This window comes from Arthrobacter jinronghuae (genome assembly GCF_025244825.1).
GTDB lineage: Bacteria > Actinomycetota > Actinomycetes > Actinomycetales > Micrococcaceae > Arthrobacter_B > Arthrobacter_B jinronghuae.
On record NZ_CP104263.1, the window covers coordinates 2,269,031 to 2,287,347 of the forward strand.

General features: G+C 65.1%; 15 protein-coding genes and 2 tRNA genes. 7 read left to right on the forward strand and 10 right to left on the reverse strand.

Going from position 1 to position 18,317, the window contains the following annotated elements; genetic code table 11:
- Positions 1–32: 32 nt before the first annotated feature.
- The 5 genes from clpX to N2K98_RS10640 form a co-directional block, all read right to left on the reverse strand.
- Positions 33–1,325, reverse strand: coding sequence for an ATP-dependent Clp protease ATP-binding subunit ClpX (clpX, locus tag N2K98_RS10620; RefSeq protein WP_229951660.1), 1,293 nt, complete (start codon positions 1,323–1,325; stop codon positions 33–35).
- A 168-nt stretch (positions 1,326–1,493) separates the two neighbouring features.
- Entirely contained in the window at positions 1,494–2,168 is a 675-nt protein-coding gene (locus N2K98_RS10625; RefSeq protein ID WP_255797456.1) for an ATP-dependent Clp protease proteolytic subunit, read from the reverse strand.
- A 47-nt stretch (positions 2,169–2,215) separates the two neighbouring features.
- Positions 2,216–2,836, reverse strand: coding sequence for an ATP-dependent Clp protease proteolytic subunit (locus N2K98_RS10630; protein WP_227922731.1), 621 nt, complete (start codon positions 2,834–2,836; stop codon positions 2,216–2,218).
- 279 nt (positions 2,837–3,115) lie between these two features.
- Positions 3,116–4,465, reverse strand: coding sequence for a trigger factor (tig, locus tag N2K98_RS10635; RefSeq protein WP_308219827.1), 1,350 nt, complete (start codon positions 4,463–4,465; stop codon positions 3,116–3,118).
- A 54-nt stretch (positions 4,466–4,519) separates the two neighbouring features.
- Positions 4,520–4,593, reverse strand: a tRNA-Pro gene (locus N2K98_RS10640).
- 151 nt (positions 4,594–4,744) lie between these two features.
- Here N2K98_RS10640 and N2K98_RS10645 point away from each other — a divergent pair.
- Positions 4,745–4,818 (forward strand) — tRNA-Gly (locus N2K98_RS10645).
- Between the two features lie 87 nt (positions 4,819–4,905).
- Here N2K98_RS10645 and N2K98_RS10650 read toward each other — a convergent pair.
- On the reverse strand, positions 4,906–5,805 hold the full coding sequence (locus N2K98_RS10650) for an Fpg/Nei family DNA glycosylase (RefSeq protein WP_255865790.1): 900 nt from the start codon (positions 5,803–5,805) through the stop codon (positions 4,906–4,908).
- On the reverse strand, positions 5,805–6,275 hold the full coding sequence (locus N2K98_RS10655; protein WP_255865791.1) for a ribose-5-phosphate isomerase: 471 nt from the start codon (positions 6,273–6,275) through the stop codon (positions 5,805–5,807). The genes N2K98_RS10650 and N2K98_RS10655 overlap by 1 nt, the downstream gene beginning before the upstream one ends.
- Positions 6,276–6,521: 246 nt before the next feature.
- Between N2K98_RS10655 and N2K98_RS10660 the strand changes: the two genes are divergently transcribed.
- The 5 genes from N2K98_RS10660 to N2K98_RS10680 all read left to right on the forward strand — a co-directional run bounded on the left by N2K98_RS10660 (position 6,522) and on the right by N2K98_RS10680 (position 14,052).
- A complete protein-coding gene (locus tag N2K98_RS10660; protein ID WP_255797447.1) occupies positions 6,522–9,608 on the forward strand; it encodes an FG-GAP-like repeat-containing protein in 3,087 nt (1,028 codons plus the stop codon).
- 119 nt (positions 9,609–9,727) lie between these two features.
- A complete protein-coding gene (gene pepN, locus N2K98_RS10665; RefSeq protein WP_255865792.1) occupies positions 9,728–12,280 on the forward strand; it encodes an aminopeptidase N in 2,553 nt (850 codons plus the stop codon).
- A 57-nt stretch (positions 12,281–12,337) separates the two neighbouring features.
- Complete coding sequence (locus tag N2K98_RS10670; RefSeq protein WP_255865793.1) at positions 12,338–12,856, forward strand: OsmC family protein; 519 nt, start codon at positions 12,338–12,340, stop codon at positions 12,854–12,856.
- A gap of 49 nt (positions 12,857–12,905) precedes the next feature.
- Complete coding sequence (locus N2K98_RS10675; RefSeq protein WP_255865794.1) at positions 12,906–13,574, forward strand: mechanosensitive ion channel family protein; 669 nt, start codon at positions 12,906–12,908, stop codon at positions 13,572–13,574.
- Positions 13,567–14,052, forward strand: a complete 486-nt coding sequence (locus N2K98_RS10680; protein ID WP_255865795.1) for a globin — start codon at positions 13,567–13,569, stop codon at positions 14,050–14,052. Before N2K98_RS10675 ends, N2K98_RS10680 begins: the two co-directional genes overlap by 8 nt.
- 19 nt (positions 14,053–14,071) lie before the next feature.
- Here N2K98_RS10680 and N2K98_RS10685 read toward each other — a convergent pair whose 3' ends face one another.
- Positions 14,072–14,734 carry a hypothetical protein gene (locus N2K98_RS10685; RefSeq protein WP_255865796.1) on the reverse strand — a complete coding sequence of 221 codons (663 nt, stop codon included), beginning with the start codon at positions 14,732–14,734 and terminating at the stop codon, positions 14,072–14,074.
- Entirely contained in the window at positions 14,735–15,214 is a 480-nt protein-coding gene (locus tag N2K98_RS10690; RefSeq protein ID WP_255797441.1) for an acyl-CoA thioesterase, read from the reverse strand. It abuts the gene before it with no gap.
- A 147-nt stretch (positions 15,215–15,361) separates the two neighbouring features.
- Between N2K98_RS10690 and N2K98_RS10695 the strand changes: the two genes are divergently transcribed.
- Positions 15,362–16,246 carry an acyl-CoA thioesterase gene (locus N2K98_RS10695; RefSeq protein ID WP_255865797.1) on the forward strand — a complete coding sequence of 295 codons (885 nt, stop codon included), beginning with the start codon at positions 15,362–15,364 and terminating at the stop codon, positions 16,244–16,246.
- 84 nt (positions 16,247–16,330) lie between these two features.
- On the opposite strand, the gene ettA is transcribed toward N2K98_RS10695, so the two are convergent.
- Positions 16,331–18,013 carry an energy-dependent translational throttle protein EttA gene (gene ettA, locus N2K98_RS10700; RefSeq protein ID WP_227921013.1) on the reverse strand — a complete coding sequence of 561 codons (1,683 nt, stop codon included), beginning with the start codon at positions 18,011–18,013 and terminating at the stop codon, positions 16,331–16,333.
- Between the last annotated feature and the right edge of the window lie 304 nt (positions 18,014–18,317).

Genomic DNA, 18,317 nt, shown 5'->3' on the forward strand with positions numbered 1-18,317 from the left:
GCACCGAACGTACTACTCCTACCAACCCCGCCCTACGCGGATTTGTTCCGGCGCTTGGTGGCGACAGCGTGGGAAATGAGGGTCGGTTCGGCCTTCTTCTCCACTGTATCGGCGGTAATGACCACCGTGGCGACGTCCTCCTGGCTGGGCAGATCGAACATGACCGGCAGCAGCACTTCTTCGAGGATGGCACGCAGGCCGCGGGCTCCGGTGCCGCGGTCCAGCGCCTGGTCCGCAATCGCGTCCAGGGCGCCCTGCTCGAAGGTGAGTTCGACGCCGTCGAGTTGGAACATCTTCTGGTACTGCTTCACCAGGGCGTTCTTGGGCTCGGTCAGGATGCGGATCAGGGCTGTACGGTCCAGGTTGGACACCGTGGTGATCACCGGCAGGCGGCCGATGAACTCCGGGATCAGGCCGAACTTGAGCAGGTCCTCGGGCATGACCTCGGCGTACGAATCGGTGCCCTTGGTGGTTTCGATCAGCGGCGCGCCGAATCCGATGCCCTTGCGGCCGGACCGCGAACCGATGATTTCCTCGAGGCCGGCAAAGGCACCGGCCACGATGAAGAGGACATTGGTGGTGTCGATCTGGATGAATTCCTGGTGCGGATGCTTACGCCCGCCCTGCGGCGGCACGGAGGCGACGGTGCCTTCGAGGATCTTCAGCAGGGCCTGCTGTACGCCCTCGCCGGAGACGTCCCGGGTGATCGAGGGGTTCTCGCTCTTGCGGGAAATCTTGTCGATCTCGTCAATGTAGATGATGCCCTGCTCGGCCTTCTTGACGTCGTAGTCCGCGGCCTGGATGAGCTTGAGCAGGATGTTCTCCACGTCTTCACCCACGTACCCGGCTTCGGTGAGCGCGGTGGCATCGGCGACGGCGAAGGGGACGTTGAGCCGGCGGGCCAGGGTCTGCGCCAGATAGGTCTTGCCGCAGCCGGTGGGACCGATCAGGAGGATGTTGGACTTGCCGATTTCGACGTCGTCGGCAGCTACTGCGTCCGCGAGGTTACCCGCGCCGCGCGGGGCGTGGCCGGCCTGGATGCGCTTGTAGTGGTTGTAGACCGCAACGGCCAGCGACCGCTTGGCGGGTTCCTGGCCAATCACGTATTCCTGCAGCGAGTCGAAGATTTCCCGCGGCTTGGGCAGCTCGAAGGTACCCAGATCTGCAACCTCGGAAAGCTCTTCCTCAATGATCTCGTTGCAGAGGTCGATGCACTCGTCACAGATGTACACGCCGGGGCCGGCAATGAGTTTGCGGACCTGCTTCTGGCTCTTTCCGCAGAAAGAGCACTTGAGCAGATCTGTGCTCTCACCAATGCGAGCCATAGTTCAGTCCCCTTAGATGGTCCATCAAAAACGGTTCCGCAGCATGGGCTGAGCCAACCATGATCCACTCTAGGACACTTGGAGGAGCTATTCAGCAACCAAACGGCCCGTGGTGCGATATTACGCGCCACGGGCCGGCTGGACATGCCATTATTTCGGCGAAGCAGGTTACATCTTGTTGATGGCCGGCGTCTTGAGCTTGCGGGAATCGAGCACCTGGTCGATCAGCCCGTATTCCAGGGCCGACTCGGCGGTCAGGATCTTGTCGCGCTCGATGTCCGTGTTGACCTGTTCGGAGGTGCGGTTGGAGTGCAGCGCCAGGGTGTCCTCCAGCCAGGTACGCATCCGCATGACCTCGGCGGCCTGGATTTCCAGGTCGGAGGCCTGGCCGCCCTGGCCGCCGGACAGCGACGGCTGGTGGATGAGCACGCGGGCGTTCGGCAGTGCCAGGCGCTTGCCCGGGGTTCCGGCGGCCAGCAGCACGGCGGCCGCGCTGGCAGCCTGACCGAGGCAGACCGTCTGGATCTCCGGACGGATGTACTGCATGGTGTCGTAAATGGCCGTCATGGCCGTGAACGAGCCGCCCGGGGAGTTGATGTACAGGGTGATGTCGCGGTCCGGATCCGTGGACTCAAGCACCAGCAGCTGGGCCATGACGTCGTCAGCGGACGCGTCGTCAACCTGGACGCCCAGGAAGATGATGCGGTCTTCGAACAGCTTGGTGTACGGATCCTGGCGCTTGAACCCGTAGGGCGTGCGCTCTTCGAACTGCGGCAGGACGTAGCGGCTGGTGGGCATCTGCGGGGCTACGGCGGAGCCGGCGGTGCCGAAATTATGGTTCATGAATTACTCCTGAAGTCTGCAAATGGAGGGGTGGCTGGCCGGGGACCCTAGTCCTCGTCCTTGCCCTCTGCCTGGTCCTGGTTGGTTCCGCCGCCGCCGGTCACTCCGCCTGCGTGCGCGGAGATCTTGTCGAAGAAGCCGTATTCCAGGGCTTCCTGCGCGGTGAACCACTTGTCGCGGTCATTGTCCTTGAGGATGGTTTCGACGGTCTGGCCGGTCTGCTCGGCGGTCAGCTCAGCCATCACGCGCTTCATGTTCAGGATCAGCTCGGCCTGGATCTTGATGTCCGAAGCCGTGCCGCCGATTCCGCCGGAGGGCTGGTGCATCAGGATACGGGCGTGCGGCGTTGCGTAGCGCTTGCCCTTGGTGCCGGAGGAGAGCAGGAACTGGCCCATGGAGGCGGCCAGGCCGGTGGCGACCGTGACGACGTCGTTCGGGATGAACTGCATGGTGTCGTAGATCGCCATGCCTGCGGTCACGGAACCGCCGGGAGAGTTGATGTAAAGGTAGATGTCCTTCTCAGGATCTTCCGCGGAAAGCAGCAGAAGCTGGGAGCAGATCGCGTTGGCATTCTCGTCCCGGACTTCCGAGCCCAACCAGATGATCCGCTCTTTGAGCAGGCGGTTGTAGATGTAGTCGTCCCGGCCGGCCGGGTCCACCGTTGCCATGGTGGGTGTGTTCGGTGCAGTTGCCATACTGAGTGACCTCTCGCTCTGGCAGGAACGGGTGCTGGCCGTGCCAGCGGCTCCTGCCGTTTGTCTCTTCTAGGACACTAGCCTGTTGCGGCGGCGTTCTGCTTCGGTTTGGCCGACTGTTCGCTGACGGCGCACGATGCGCGTCACATCGCCCTGTGGCGCGGGCCGGCCCGCGAAAGGACCGCTTAAACCACTGTGCCGCCGGCCCTTTCGGACCGGCGGCACAACTGGCGGTTTAGGAAACCGGACAGGCTAGGCCTTGTCTTCGTTCTGGTGCTCTTCTGCTTCTGCTGCTTCGACCTCTTCGCCGGCGGGCCGGACGAATTCGGTGAGGTCGATCTCGGCACCGGTGGTGTCGGTGACCTTGGCCAGTTCGAGGACCTTGGCCAGTGCCTTGCGGCGGCGGACTTCGCCGACCATCATCGGAACCTGGCCGCTCTGGTCGATCAGCTGGGCGAACTGGTTCGGATCCATGCCGTACTGCGAGGCGGAGGAAACGATGTAGTCGATCAGTTCGTTCTGGTTGACCCCTACTTCTTCCTTCTCGGCTACGGCGTCAAGGATGATCTCGTTCTTGAACGCCTGCTCGGTGTTGGAACGAACCTCGGCGCGGTGCTCTTCGGTGTCGTGGTCCGGACCGGAGGTCTGGGCGCTCTCGGAGTTGAAGTGCTGTTCGATCTGCTCTTCGATGACGGATTCCGGTACCGGAACCTCAACGAGGGCGAGCAGCTTCTCCAGGACCTTGTCGCGGGCCTCGACGCCCTGCTCCATCAGCTTGGACTCGGCGGCACGCTTGGTGAGGTCTTCGCGGAGCTCGGCGATGGTGTCGAATTCGCTTGCCAGCTGGGCAAAGTCGTCGTTGGCCTCGGGGAGCTCGCGCTCCTTGACTGCCTTGACGGTCACGGTGACCACGGCGTCGGAACCGGCGTGCTCACCGCCGGCCAGCTTGGTGTTGAAGGTAGCGGATTCGCCGCTGCTCAGACCGGTAACGGCCTCGTCCATGCCTTCGAGCATGGTGCCGGCGCCTACCTGGTAGGACAGGTCAGCAGCGGAATCCACCTCTTCACCGTCTACCTTGGCGACCAGGTCCATGGTCAGGAAGTCATCGGCTGCGGCGGGGCGGTCCACGGACTTCAGCGTGCCGAAGCGGCTGCGCAGCTCGTCCAGGGCCTTGTCGACGTCGGCGTCGGAAGCCTCGGCGGGCTCGACGGTGACCTCGAGGCCGGCGTAGTCCGGCAGCTCGATTTCGGGGCGGATGTCCAGCTCGACGGTGAAGACCAGCTGGCCTTCGTCGGAAGTCGGGTCCGGCACTTCGGTGATTTCAACTTCGGGCCGGCTCAGGGGGCTGATTCCGGTTTCCTGGACGGCTTCGGCGTAGAAGCCGTTGAGTCCGTCGTTGATCGCCGTCTCGAGGACGTAGCCGCGGCCAACGCGCTGATCGATGAGGCGGTTGGGAACCTTGCCCTTGCGGAAGCCCGGGACCTGCACCTGAGTGGCGATGGTCTTGTAGGCCTCTTCGATGCTCGGCTTCAGTTCCTCGAACGGAACTTCAACGTTGAGCTTTACCCGCGTGGGTGTGAGGTTTTCTACGGCGCTCTTCACAGCGTAAGTTCTCCTGAGGGTTCTGGGATTGGTCTGCACCATGGTTATACAGAGTCGGGGTGACAGGATTTGAACCTGCGACTTCCTGCTCCCAAAGCAGGCGCTCTTCCAAGCTGAGCTACACCCCGTCAGTGCACCTGACAGCCTACCTGCCCTGAAGCTGGTATGACGAATTTTCCCTGCGCCGGGACCAATTCCACACCCGGTTGGGAACCGGATACAGGCCGATTACTCTCGGCCGGTAATCGCGTGCTAAGGTAAAACCTGCCTTACGGCGCCGGGGATGTAGCTCAATGGTAGAGCCTCAGTCTTCCAAACTGATTACGCGGGTTCGATTCCCGTCATCCCCTCCACCTTAGAAGGGCCTTCCACCGCGCGGAAGGCCCTTCTTGCTTTAAGTCCCATGCAGGTCAGGCACCTGCACCTGTCTGCGCCCGTGCTCAGTCGGCTTGGCAGGACGGGCACCAGTACAGCTTGCGGGCGCCCATCTCCGTTCCCGCCACCGGCGTTCCGCAGCGCCGGCACGGCAGTCCGGTCCGCTTATAGACATAGTGGGCCTCGGACACGGGGACCGGCTCGCCGGTGTCATCCCGGTCCTGCGGCTCCGTGGTGATGATCCTTCCCTGCCGCACTCCGTCGTTCATCAGGCGTACGACGTCGTCCCACAGCTCCCCTGCCTCGGCCTCGCCGACGCTTCGGCCCAGCCGCCAGGGAGACATCCGGCGGCGGAACAGCACTTCGGCGCGGTACACGTTGCCCACCCCGGCCAGTACTTCCTGGTTCATCAGGAGCAGGCCGACGGGCGAGCCCTTGCTGCGCAGCCGGCGCGTGAATTCCGCTGCCCGCCCGGCGGCGCCGTCAGCTCCGTCCGCCAGCGGGTCCGGTCCCAGCCTGGCCAATACCTTTTGGCGCTCGGCTTCGGTCACCACCTCACAGGCAGTGGGACCCCGGAGGTCCGCCCACCCATGCTTGGAAACCAGCCGGACCCGCACCGCCCCCTTGGGCTCGGGCGGCCCTGAGTAGCCCGCGCCGTCGTCGCCGGCTACCTCCTGCTCCCCCAGCCGCCGGGGCGCGCCGATGCTGGAGGATCCGATGAACGTTTCATCCCCGCCGAAATCGAAGGCGCCGTAGAGCCCAAGGTGGATGCGCAGGTAGAGATCGTGGTCAAAGTGCAGGAACAGCTGCTTGCCGTGGGCTTCCGCCGCCTCGAGCACATGCCCGTCCAGTCGGGCGGCACCGGCGGCAAACCGGCCCTGCGGGCTGCTTACGGTGAGCCGTTCGCCGCCGAACACCGAGGAGAACTGCCGGGCCAGGCGGTGGATCGAATGCCCTTCGGGCATTAGAGCGTTGAGCCGGTGGTTTCGTACCGCGCAATCTGTCCGATCCGGCGGACATGGCGTTCGGCGTCGCTGAACGGCTCGGCGAGGAAGGCTTCGATGATGCCGGTGGCCTCCTCGACGCTGTGCTGGCGGCCGCCCACGGCGACGATATTGGCGTCATTGTGCTGGCGTGCGAGCTTTGCGGTCTCCAGGTTCCAAGCCAGTGCGGCCCGGACCCCGCGAACCTTGTTGGCGGCAATCTGTTCACCGTTGCCTGAACCGCCCAGCACGATTCCGAGGGCGTCCGTGCCCGCTTCCTGATCCCGGACAACGGCCTCGGCAGCATTGATGCAGAACGCGGGGTAGTCGTCCTCGGCATCGTATTCGCGGGGGCCGTGGTCGACGACGTCGTACCCCTTGCCCGTCAGATGTTGGATGAGGTGGGAGCTCAGTTCCATGCCTGCGTGGTCGGTTGCAATGTGGACGCGCATTTGGGGTAAGTCCGTTTCTTCGGGAAGGGAAAGTGCATGTCCAGCCTAACTTCCGCCGCAGCCGCGCTTCCAAATTCCGCCGCCTCCACGGGCAACCGCACTTACATCGCGTTCCCGCGTGCCGATAGAGCAGATAGGACCGTACTCCGATCCCCTCGGATTTGAGCGGTTTCCCCGCGTTCGACGCTGGCGTCGCGGATAGTGCACCGTTGCGCCCACCAGGAATCGCCCTACAAGGATTATCTATTGAAAAGTGTAAAACTCGCCGTTCTGGCCCTCCTCGCTGCCTCTTTGACGGCCGGGGGGCTTCCTGCGCAGGAGTTCGAGGAACTCCCGCAGCCGGCTGTCGCTGACGCCACCGGACCAGGTGCCCGCTCGACCCTGCCGTCTCCGGCGCCTGCCGGGGAATCGGAGGTCGATCCGGCCGCCCCCGCGCCGGCCGCGCAGGAGCCGGACCATAGCGAGCCGAACGCTACTGAGTCGGCCCCGGCTACGCCTGCCGTCTCTGACCCGGCCACGGCGGAGCCGTCCGCAACGGCGCCGGGCCTCGGAACGGAAGGTGAAGAGCAGCCGCAGGACGGAGAGGACTACGATCCCGTTGTCGGCGGCGGGTTCCCGGTTCCGGGTCCCGATACGCCTCTGGTAACCGACCCCGATGGAACCGTACGGTCCGCAGTCGAAACCGATATTTCGGCTATGCACGACCACGGAGCTGCATCGTTGAGCACCCGCAGCGGAGGTGCTTCCACCACGGCCGCCGCAGCGCGCAGCGGCACCATCCAGGTGACCCTGGTCTTCGCAACACTGACGGACAACCGCGGCGGAGTGGACCAGCAGGCCGCGAAAAACTCCATTACGGAGGCCAACAAGTACTGGCGGGCCGCGTCCAACCAGCGCCTGGGTATGTCGATTGCCGAAACCAAGACACTGAACAGCACTGCGAACTCCCAGCAGGACTACGCGGCAATGATGAACACCATCAGGAAGGACCTCCGGTGGTATGACACCCCCAACGAGGCCCTTGTGGTGTTCGTTCCGGCAGGGGACCTGCGCAGCGGCGGCTACGGGGGAATCCTGGGCGGGGGATGGACCTCAGGACCCACCAGCGGCTCGGTGCTGATGCCCCGGCCCTCGGGTTTCACGAATAACGTGGTCACTCATGAACTCGGCCACGTGCTCGGCCTGCTGCACGCCAACAGCCTCAAGTGCAACAACGGCCGGTCCGATATCGGGATCAATTCCGCGGGTAACTGGGCGGACGGCGCGTGCACGTCGCGGGAGTACGGAGACACCTCGGATCTGATGGGCTACGCGCAGTACAACATGCCCATGATCAGTTCCTATTTCTGGGACTCCGGCGCCTTCGGCCGCGGCGACGAAATCCTCAACGCCGGCACACCCGAACGGGCCAAGACCTACACGCTCCGGCCGTGGGCAGGTTCGGCGTCCAATCGCGCGGTGAAGTTCCGGGACACGTCCGGGGAGACCTACTATCTCGAGCTGCGGCAGCCGGTGGGCTATGACTCCGGGACAGCAGTGGGAGGAAACCGCGGCATCAAAATCGTCAAGCAGGATCTCGCGAACGACTGGGCCGTCAACTCGGTGGTTATCGCCCCGAATACCCGCGATTTCGCCGGCTACACGAACGCTAACAGCACGTGGCAGGCCGGACAGACCTTCACTACCCACTCCGGGACCACTGTCAAGATCAATTCGATCAATGCAGACTCCGCGTCGGTCACCGTCACCGGTGTCATACGGGAGGACTTCACGCAGCGGGTCTTCTCCCCCGGAGACTTCGACGGTGACGGAACCGCCGACCTCCTGACCCGCCGCAGCAACGGACAACTCTGGATGTCCCCGGGCCGGGGGAACGGCACCTTCAATCCTGCCATCTGGATCGGCACGGGGTTCCAGATTTTCGACCGGTTCATCGCCACCGGAGACTATGACGGTGACGGAAACAACGATTTCCTCGCCCGGCATCTGGACGGCAGCCTCTGGCGGTACTCCGGGACCGGAGCAGTCCGCGCCGGGAACGAGGGCTACCGGTCCGGAGTCAAGATCGGCCAGGACGGCTGGGACGGTTTCGATTCCATCCTCGGTGTCGGCGATGCCAACAGCGACGGACGAAATGACATCGTCACACGCGCCCCCAACGGAACCCTCTATTTGTACGCGGGCACGGGAACCGGCCAGCACGGGTCCTCACGTTCCATCGGTACCGGCTGGAACCAGTACAACGGACTCGTCGGCGTCCGCGATTTCAACGGCGACGGCCGCGTAGACATGCTGGTACGGAGTAACGACGGATCGATATCCATCCGGCAAGGCGACGGGAGCGGAACCTTTACCCAGGGACCGGTCATCGGCACCGGATGGAACGGCTACTGGGATATTCTCGCATCGGATTTCAACGGTGACGGCAAGACGGACCTGTTGGGCTACCGGAGCGACAATGCCGGGCTCACGTTCTACCCGGGCACCGGCAGCGTGTCCGAAGGCTACGCCTCTCCTGTCTCCACGCAGGGACTAAACCTCAGCCAGTCGGCCAAGGTCATCGACGCGGGAGACTTCAACGGCGACAAGGTCGCGGACCTGCTCTCGATCGACCGGGACGGCAGGCTGTGGCACCACCCGGGATCGGCAACCGGGACCGGAAAGTACTCGGCTGCGGCGTGGATCGGAACCGGCTGGGGAATCTACGCGGACGTCATTGCCTCCGATTACAACCGCGACGGGCGCAGCGACCTCATTGCACGCAGGAATGACGGAACGTTGTGGTTCTATGCCGGCTCCGGGAAGGTGGATGCCCGCAATGAGGGGTACCTGTCCCCGGAGCGAATTGGAACCGGATGGGGCGTCTTCACTGAACTCCTGGCCCCGGGAGACGTGAACTCCGACGGGCGGCCGGACATCCTCGCCCGCGACAGCAACGGCTCCCTGTGGTTCTATGCCGGGACCGGAGACACCGGCAACGGCCGCGAGGGCTACCGTGCGGGAACGATTGTCGGGAAGGGCGGCTGGGACGCTTTTGTTTCGCTTACCGCTGGCGGCGACTACGACCGGAAAGGCACCAACGACATCCTTGCACGCTACCCCGACGGCAGGCTCATGCTCTACAGAGGCCTCGGCAACGGAGGCTTCGCACCCGCAGAGCAGGTCGGCAGCGGCTGGAACGGATTCCGTACGGTGGTGGGCCCGGGCGATACTTCGGCCGCCGCACGCTACGGCTACCTGAGCGTTTACCCGGGCGAGAGCTCATTGTTCTACCGCAGTGACGGGATGGACTCCGAAGGATATGGATCGGCCGTGCAGGCGGGCCGCATTTAACGTCCGGTGCTTTGGGAGGGTGCTTAGCAATGAGAGACTGTTGCACAAGATCACTAATGTGAGGCGGACCAGCGTCTGCCGCACTCTTTGTCCTTGAGAAAGGCCCTCCCTTGCCAGGTATGAATCTCACGCGCTCCGAAGCCCGTGAACGTGCAGAACTCCTTGATGTCGAGTCCTACGACGTCAACCTTGACCTGACCCGGGGAGAGACGGTGTTCGGCAGCACGACCGTCGTCCGGTTCTCCGCCCGCCCCGGGACGTCGACCTTCATTGACGCGGTCACCGACACGGTTCACCGGATCACGCTGAACGGCGTGGCCCTGGACCCGGCGGAGGTGTCCGACGGCGTGCGGATCCAGCTCCCGAACCTCGCCGAGTCCAATGAACTCGTGGTGGACGCGGATGCCCGCTACATGAACACCGGCGAGGGCCTGCACCGCTTCGTGGACCCCGTGGACAACGAGGTCTACCTCTATTCGCAGTTCGAGGTTCCGGACTCCCGCCGTATGTTCGCGGTCTTCGAACAGCCGGACTTGAAGGCCACGTTCCGCTTCACGGTCACGGCGCCGTCGCACTGGGATGTCATTTCCAACTCCCCCACCCCGGAGCCCCTGGCCGCCGGCGACCTGACCGACGCCAGTCCGCGCTCCACCTGGTCTTTCGAGCCCACGCCGCGGATCTCCTCCTACATCACCGCGCTGATCGCCGGTCCGTACCAGTCCGTCCGCAGCGAACTGACAAGTTCCGACGGCCGCACCATCCCCCTGGGTGTCTTTGCCCGCCGGTCCCTGATGCAGTTCATGGACGCCGAGAACATCTTCGAACTCACCCGCCAGGGCTTCGCCTTCTACGAGGAGCAGTTCGGCACCCCGTATCCGTTCGAGAAGTATGACCAGCTCTTTGTGCCCGAGTTCAACGCCGGGGCAATGGAAAACGCCGGTGCGGTGACCTTCCTCGAGAGCTACGTCTTCCGTTCCCGCGTCACCGAAGCCACGGTGGAACGCCGCGCCGTAACGATCCTGCACGAATTGGCGCACATGTGGTTCGGCGACCTGGTCACCATGCGCTGGTGGAACGACCTGTGGCTGAATGAATCCTTCGCCGAGTTCATGTCCACCCTCGCCGCCGCGGAGGCCACCGAATTCCGGCAGGCCTGGACCACCTTCGCCTCGCTGGAAAAGGCCTGGGCCTACCGCCAGGACCAGCTGCCCACCACCCACCCCATCGTCGCCGAAATCCGGGACCTGGAAGACGTCCAGGTCAACTTCGACGGCATCACCTACGCCAAGGGCGCTTCCGTGCTCAAGCAGCTGGTGGCCTGGGTCGGACAGGACAAGTTCATGGCCGGCGTGCGCGAGTACTTCGGCAAGCACGCCTGGCAGAACACGGAGCTGTCGGATCTGCTGTCCGAGCTGGAAACAGCCAGCGGCCGGGATCTGTCCGACTGGTCCGCCAAGTGGCTCGAGACCGCCGGCGTAAACACCCTGCGCCCGGAGTTCGAGACCGATGAGGACGGCACCATCACGTCCTTCGCCGTACTGCAGAGCGCTATTGAGGAATACCCCACCCTTCGCCCGCACCGCCTGGCGATTGGCTTCTACAATCCGGACGAGGACGGCAGGCTGCAGCGCACGCACCGCGTGGAGCTCGACGTCGACGGCGAACGCACCGAGGTGCCCGAACTCGCCGGCCAGCCGCGCCCGGCCCTGCTGCTGCTCAACGACGACGACCTGGCCTATGCAAAGATCCGCCTGGACGCCGCCTCGCAGCACACCGCCACCCGCAGCCTGCGCAACATAGCGGATTCCCTGCCCCGGACGCTCGTGTGGGCATCCGCCTGGGACGCTGCACGGGACGCGGAGATCCCGGCCCGCAACTATGTGGAACTGGTCCTGCAGAACATCGCGTCCGAGTCCGACTCGACCGTTGTCCAGGTGCTGCTGCGCCAGCTGGCCACCACCCTGGCCTTCTACGTCAGCCCCCAGGACCGCGAACCCATGACCGTTGCCGCCGCCGAGAGTCTCTGGGAGCTGGCTTCCGCAGCGGAGCCGGGCTCGGATTCACAGCTGCAGTTCGTCAAGGCCTTCGCCGCCCACGCCTCATCCGACGAGCAGCTGGACTCGCTGGCAGGCCTGTTCACCGGCGACCGGTCCCTCGAAGGGCTGGCCGTCGACGCGGACCTGCGCTGGGAGCTGCTCACCGGCCTGGTGGCCGGCGGCCGGCTGGGCGCAGCAGACATCGACGCCGAACTCGAGCGCGATGCCACGGCCACGGGCGCCCTTGCTGCTGCCATGGCCCGCGCGGCCATCCCCACCCCCGAAGCCAAGGCAGCCGCCTGGGAATCGATCGTGGAGCGCTCCGACATGCCCAACGCCGCGCAGCGTTCAGCCATCGCCGGATTCATGCGTGTGCACGACACCGGCCTGCTGGAACCGTACGCACAGAAGTACTTTGCGTCGATCCGCGACGTGTGGGCCAGCCGGACCCATGAGATCGCCCAGCAGATCGCCGTCGGCCTCTATCCGTCCCGGCTGACGCGCCAGGACACGGTGGACACCACCGATGCCTTCCTCGCCGAACTGGGCGAGGACTCCCCCTCGCTGCGACGGCTGATCCTGGAAAGCCGCGACGGCGTGGTCCGCGCCCTGAAGGCGCAGGAAGCCGACCGGTAACGCCTTGCCGCCGCGGTTCCCCTTCCATCCGCGGGCTCAGACGGTAGCTTGGAGAGCGTGAATCTCTCCGAACACCGTTACACGCTCGATCTGGAATGGACGGGAAACCGCGGCGACGGGACCGCTTCCTACCGCGGCTACGGCCGCGACCACATCATCCGCGCCCCCGGGCTGCCCGACCTGCCCGGAACCGCGGACCCCACCTTCCACGGCGACCGGGACCGCTGGAACCCCGAGCAGCTTCTGCTCGCCGCGCTGGCCCAGTGCCACATGCTTTCCTACCTGCACGTGGCGGTCCGAAACGGCATCAGGGTGCTCGCCTACGAGGACTCCCCCGAGGGGCTGCTGCGGCTCAACCGGGACGGCAGCGGCGAATTCACCTCCGCTGCACTGCGTCCCAGAGTGACCATCGACGGCGGCGCGGGGCCTGCCGCCGTCGAACTCGCATCCGGACCGATGCACGCCGAGGCGAACCGGCTCTGCTTCATCGCCCGGAGCGTGAATTTCCCGGTGGAGCACCGGCCCCAGACGCTGACCGGGGCCGGGATGCCCTTCGGACACGGCCGGCACGGGTAGCCTTAACCGCAGACCACTGACCGGCTATACAAAGGATGAACCGCTACCCGTGCTTTCCGCTTCCGAAATTGACCTCTCTTCAGTGACCGTCAATGATTTTGACCTTTCCGGCCTGATCGAAGCCGCCCTTATTGTCCTGGCCGCCACCGGCGTCTGGTTTGTCGCGCGTTTCCTGATCAACAGGCTGGTGGCGCGCGCCCAGAAGGGCTATTCGCTGCTGCACTCCTCCAAGATCAAATGGGCGCAGCCGGTGATGCGCAACCTGGACAAGAAGCGCCGTGCCCAGCGCGCGGACACCATCGGCGCCCTGCTGCGCAGCGCCGTCAACGTTTCCATCTGGACCGTCGCGATCATCATGGTGCTGGACGCCGTGGGCATCAACATTGCCCCGCTGCTGGCCAGCGTCGGCATTGTCGGCATCGCCCTCGGCTTCGGCGCGCGGGAACTCATCCGCGACGCCCTGGCCGGGTTCTTCATCACCATTGAGGACCAGTACGGAATCGGCGACGTCATCGAAGTCGGCGACACCGCCGGAACGGTGCAGTCCGTGGGTATCCGGATCACCCGGATCATCGATGACCGCGGCGTTATCTGGTACATCCGCAACGGGGAGATCGCCAAGATCGGCAACCGGTCCCAGGGCACCTACGTGGGCGAAACTCCGGTGGAACCGGCGAAGGCCGACGCGCTCAAAGACGGCATGGCTGCCAATGACTGAACCGACGCCTGACCCGGCAGAGGCGCCGCCGAGCGCGGCGTCCCTGCCGCTGCGCCCGGCGCAGCAGCCCACGCAGCAGCCCCAGGCCTTCCAGCAGCCGCAGTACACGGACAACTTCTACGACGCCGTGGGCGGGCATCCCACGTTCGTGAAGCTCGTGGACGTGTTCTACGAAGGTGTGGCGGACGATCCGCTGATGCGGCCGATGTATCCAGAAGAGGACCTCGGGCCGGCGAAGGAACGCCTGCTGCTGTTCCTTGAGCAGTACTGGGGCGGCCCGAAGACCTACGGCGAGCAGCGCGGGCACCCCCGCCTGCGGATGCGGCACATGCCCTTCATCGTCACGCCCGCCGCGCGCGACGCCTGGCTGCGGCACATGCGTGCCGCCGTCGACTCCCTCGATCTCTCCCCCCTGCACGAGGGGACCCTCTGGGACTACTTGGAGCGCGCCGCCCACTCCATGGTCAACTCAGCCTGATCCGCCGCCCCGGCAGGGCCTACAGGACCGCCGGTAGCCGGGTCAGCACGTGCCCGAGCGGAGTGCTCAGCCGCAGCCAGCGCCCGTTGCTGAACAGGGCGGCGTCGGCCCCGGTTCCGCCGGCGGGCAGGAAACCGAGGGAAAGCGCCGCAAAGGCAGCCCCCGCCGGCACCGGGATTTCGGTTCCACCCATGGTCTGCGCCCAGACCCTTGTCCGGGCGCTGTGCACGACGGCGGCTCCCGGGCTCTGGGGCAGCATCGCGGCAACCTCGCGGATTCCCCGGTGTGCCGTCTGTTCGAGCAGCTGCACCGGAACCCTGCCGGCCGGCTGCCAGCCCGAACGCGGCGCCAGGATGCCCGCCCAGGTTTCACGCACAGTCATGGGCGGCACTGGAAGCACAGTATCCGCAGTTCCCATCCGGGCGAGCCGGTCCCCGACGGCCGACAGCTGGACCGTGGCGTCCACCTCCGCCGGAGCAGCCAGCGGCATGGTCCGCAGGCCCAGCACGGTCGGTGTGTCTTCCCCGAGGATCCGGGGGCGCAGGACGCAGACGTAGGCGGCTAGGACACTGCCCACGGCCTGCAGGCGGACCGCGCCGTCGTCGGCCGTCCGTGCCCGGGTCACAAAGTTACGCAGATCGGCGGTGACCTGCGGATCGGCCAGCCGGAGTTCGCTGTCCATCTAGCTGGCCTGCCCGGCAGGGACGGCTGCACGGAACGGCACCGGCTCGCCCATCCACGACTGAAGCACTTCCCGCTGCTCGTCCGTGAGCGGTGTGGGCCTGCCGCTGGCAGCCTCTACCTGCACCATCGCCGCCTCGGCGTAGGCGTACACCGTCTCCGGGTCTTCATCCGCCACGCGGAAACCGTAGGCAAGACTGCTGGAGCCGATCCGGGTTACCCAGACGTCCACCCAGACGGGTTCCTTCCGGTGAAGCAACGGCGCCCGGTACTCGATTTCCTGCCGCGCCACGTACGTTGCCGTGCGGTCCCCGGCCAGGTCGCGGAAACTACCCGGTCCGCCCGCGCCGTCCGGTAGCGGCAACAGGCCCAGCTGGACCCGCGCTTCCTCCAGGAACTGGACGAACCTAACGTTGTTGATGTGGCCGTTGGGATCTTGGTCGCCGAACCGAAGCTGGACGGGGAAACGATGCACAGACATGCCCCCATCTTCCCAGAGAGTGAGGTTTGCCCTAAAACGCAGGGCTCCGGCAGCCGCACTAGTTACTGACCGGTACGTTTAAGCTAGAAGTGTTCCACGGTTCCTGCCTGAGGCAGCACCGCCTTTCCTGCTAGGAGATAGTCCCAGATGTCCATTGATGAATCCTTCGATCCGACAGCGTCCCTGCTCGAGCTCCTGAACCTTAGCTGGGCCGACGGCGCGAAGACCGACGAGGACATTTTTGTCGGGGGTTCCCAGCCAGAGCCGCGCAAGCGGGTATTCGGCGGACAGGTGCTGGGCCAGTCCCTCGTTGCTGCTGCCCGCACCGTTCCCGAAGACCGGATCATGCACTCCATGCACGGGTACTTCCTCCGCCCCGGTGACACCGAGGTGCCCATTACGTTCGGTGTGGAACGGCTGCGGGACGGCCGTTCCTTCTCCGCCAGGCGCAGCCACGCCTACCAGAACGGCAAGCCGATCCTGTCCATGATTGCTTCCTTCCAGGTTCCCGATTCGGGAGTGGACCACCAGGAGGAGATGCCCGCCGGCATCCCCGAACCGGAGGACCTGCCCACCACGGCCGAGCTGCTGAAGGACTTCGACCACCCGGTGGCCGAGGCCTGGTCCCACCGGCGCCCCATGGACATCCGCCACGTGATGGATCCGGTCTATGTCCGCGCCGGACGGGAAAGGACCCCGCACAACGCCGTCTGGATGAAGACCTTCAAGCCCATGCCCGACGGCGAGAACCTGCACCGCGCCGCCCTCGCCTATGCCAGTGACTACACCCTGCTGGAACCGGTCCTGCGTGGGCACGGGCTCGCCTGGACCACTCCGGGCATGAGCATCGCGAGCCTGGACCACGCCATGTGGTGGCACCGGCCGGTACGGGTGGACGACTGGCTGCTCTACGTCCAGGAATCCCCGAGCGCCTCCGCCGCGCGGGGGCTGTCCACCGGACGGATCTTCAACCGGAGCGGCGAGCTGGTGGCCACCGTTGCCCAGGAGGGCATGGTCCGCGTTCCGCAGTAATCACCGCTGACTCTGAGCGAGTACGGAAAGAGCTCCGCTTCCCCGAAGGGAAGCGGAGCTCTTTTCCGTCTGCCTGCGCCGGACTTAGTCGCGCGTCAGGCGGCGGTGCGTCACACGGTGCGGCTTGGCTGCATCCGGGCCGAGGCGTTCGATCTTGTTCTGCTCGTAAGACTCGAAGTTACCCTCGAACCAGTACCAGTTCGCGGGGTTTTCCTCCGTGCCTTCGAAGGCGAGGATGTGGGTGGCCACGCGGTCCAGGAACCACCGGTCGTGGGAGACCACCACGGCGCAGCCGGGGAATTCCAGCAGCGCGTTTTCGAGGCTGGACAGGGTTTCGACGTCCAGGTCGTTAGTGGGCTCATCGAGCAGGAGCAGGTTTCCGCCCTGCTTCAGGGTCATGGCCAGGTTCAGGCGGTTGCGCTCACCACCGGAAAGCACCCCGGCCTTCTTCTGCTGGTCCGGACCCTTGAATCCGAAAGCGGAGACGTAGGCGCGGGACGGCATTTCCACCTGGCCCACCTGGATCCAGTCGTGTCCCTCGGAAACGACCTCCCACAGGCTCTTCTCCGGATCGATGCCGCCGCGGGACTGGTCCACGTAGGAAATCTTCACGGAGTCACCGATCTTCAGCTCACCGCCGTCGAGCTCTTCCAGGCCGACGATGGTCTTGAACAGGGTGGACTTACCCACGCCGTTCGGGCCGATGACGCCGACGATGCCGTTGCGCGGCAGGGAGAAGGACAGTCCGTCGATCAGCTGCCGGTCGCCGAAGCCCTTCTGCAGGCCCTTGGCTTCCAGGACGAGGGAGCCCAGGCGCGGTCCCGGCGGGATCTGGATTTCTTCGAAGTCCAGCTTGCGGGTGCGGTCCGCTTCGGCTGCCATTTCCTCGTAGCGGGCCAGGCGGGCCTTGGACTTTGTCTGGCGGCCCTTCGCGTTTGAGCGGACCCAGTCCAGCTCATCGGTGAGGCGCTTGGCCAGCTTCTGGTCCTTTTTGCCCTGGACTTCCAGGCGTGCGCGCTTCTTTTCCAGGTACGTGGAGTAGTTGCCCTCGTACGGGTACAGGTGTCCGCGGTCCACTTCGGCGATCCACTGGGCCACGTGGTCCAGGAAGTACCGGTCGTGGGTCACGGCCAGGACGGCGCCGTGGTAGGCGGAGAGGTGCTGCTCAAGCCAGAGCACACTCTCGGCGTCCAGGTGGTTGGTGGGCTCATCGAGGAGCAGCAGGTCCGGCTTCTGCAGCAGCAGCTTGCAGAGCGCCACGCGGCGGCGCTCACCGCCGGAGAGGAGGGTGACATCCGCTTCGGGCGGCGGGCAGCGCAGGGCGTCCATGGCCTGCTCGAGCTGGGAATCAATGTCCCAGGCATCGGCGGCGTCGATGGCTTCCTGTAGCTTGCCCATTTCCTCAAGCAGGCTGTCGAAGTCCGCGTCGGGCTGTGACATCTCTTCGGAAATTTCGTTGAACCGCTGGATCTTGCCGTAAATCTCGCCGACGCCCTCCTGGACGTTGCCGAGTACGGTCTTTTCCTCATTCAGCGGCGGCTCCTGAAGCAGGATGCCCACCGTGTAGCCGGCGCTGAGCCGGGCCTCACCGTTCGAGGGGGTGTCCAGTCCAGCCATGATCTTGAGGATGGTGGACTTACCCGCACCGTTGGGACCCACCACGCCGATCTTGGCACCGGGGTAGAAGGACATGCTTACGTCGTCGAGGATAACTTTGTCGCCAACGGCCTTGCGGGCCTTGGTCATCGTGTAGATAAATTCCGCCATATCTACAAGGCTAATCTGTCAGCGCCGATATATTCCATTTTCCGGTTTCCGGCGCGTGCGGTTACCCCTTGCGCTTCGGCCCGGGGTGCCGGATCCCGGTTGTCCGGATCCCTGCCGATTGTCCCCGCAAGGTGTCCGGATCCCCGCACTATGTCCGGATCCCCACCGATTGTCCCCGCAAGGCGTCCGAATCCCCGCAGTATGTCCGGATCCCCACCGATTGTCCCCGCAAGGCGTCCGAATCCCCGCCGATTGTCCCCGCAAGGTGTCCGAATCCCCGCAGTATGTCCGGATCCCTGCACCG

Bases quoted from the DNA above. Each gene is read 5' to 3' on its own strand.
- clpX (WP_229951660.1), bottom strand. From the start codon at position 1,325: ATGGCTCGCATTGGTGAGAGCACAGATCTGCTCAAGTGCTCTTTCTGC.
- N2K98_RS10625 (WP_255797456.1), bottom strand. From the start codon at position 2,168: ATGAACCATAATTTCGGCACCGCCGGCTCCGCCGTAGCCCCGCAGATG.
- N2K98_RS10630 (WP_227922731.1), bottom strand. From the start codon at position 2,836: ATGGCAACGGTGGACCCGGCCGGCCGGGACGACTACATCTACAACCGC.
- N2K98_RS10650 (WP_255865790.1), bottom strand. From the start codon at position 5,805: ATGCCCGAAGGGCATTCGATCCACCGCCTGGCCCGGCAGTTCTCCTCG.
- N2K98_RS10655 (WP_255865791.1), bottom strand. From the start codon at position 6,275: ATGCGCGTCCACATTGCAACCGACCACGCAGGCATGGAACTGAGCTCC.
- pepN (WP_255865792.1), top strand. From the start codon at position 9,728: ATGAATCTCACGCGCTCCGAAGCCCGTGAACGTGCAGAACTCCTTGAT.
- N2K98_RS10680 (WP_255865795.1), top strand. From the start codon at position 13,567: ATGACTGAACCGACGCCTGACCCGGCAGAGGCGCCGCCGAGCGCGGCG.
- N2K98_RS10685 (WP_255865796.1), bottom strand. From the start codon at position 14,734: ATGGACAGCGAACTCCGGCTGGCCGATCCGCAGGTCACCGCCGATCTG.
- N2K98_RS10690 (WP_255797441.1), bottom strand. From the start codon at position 15,214: ATGTCTGTGCATCGTTTCCCCGTCCAGCTTCGGTTCGGCGACCAAGAT.
- N2K98_RS10695 (WP_255865797.1), top strand. From the start codon at position 15,362: ATGTCCATTGATGAATCCTTCGATCCGACAGCGTCCCTGCTCGAGCTC.
- ettA (WP_227921013.1), bottom strand. From the start codon at position 18,013: ATGGCGGAATTTATCTACACGATGACCAAGGCCCGCAAGGCCGTTGGC.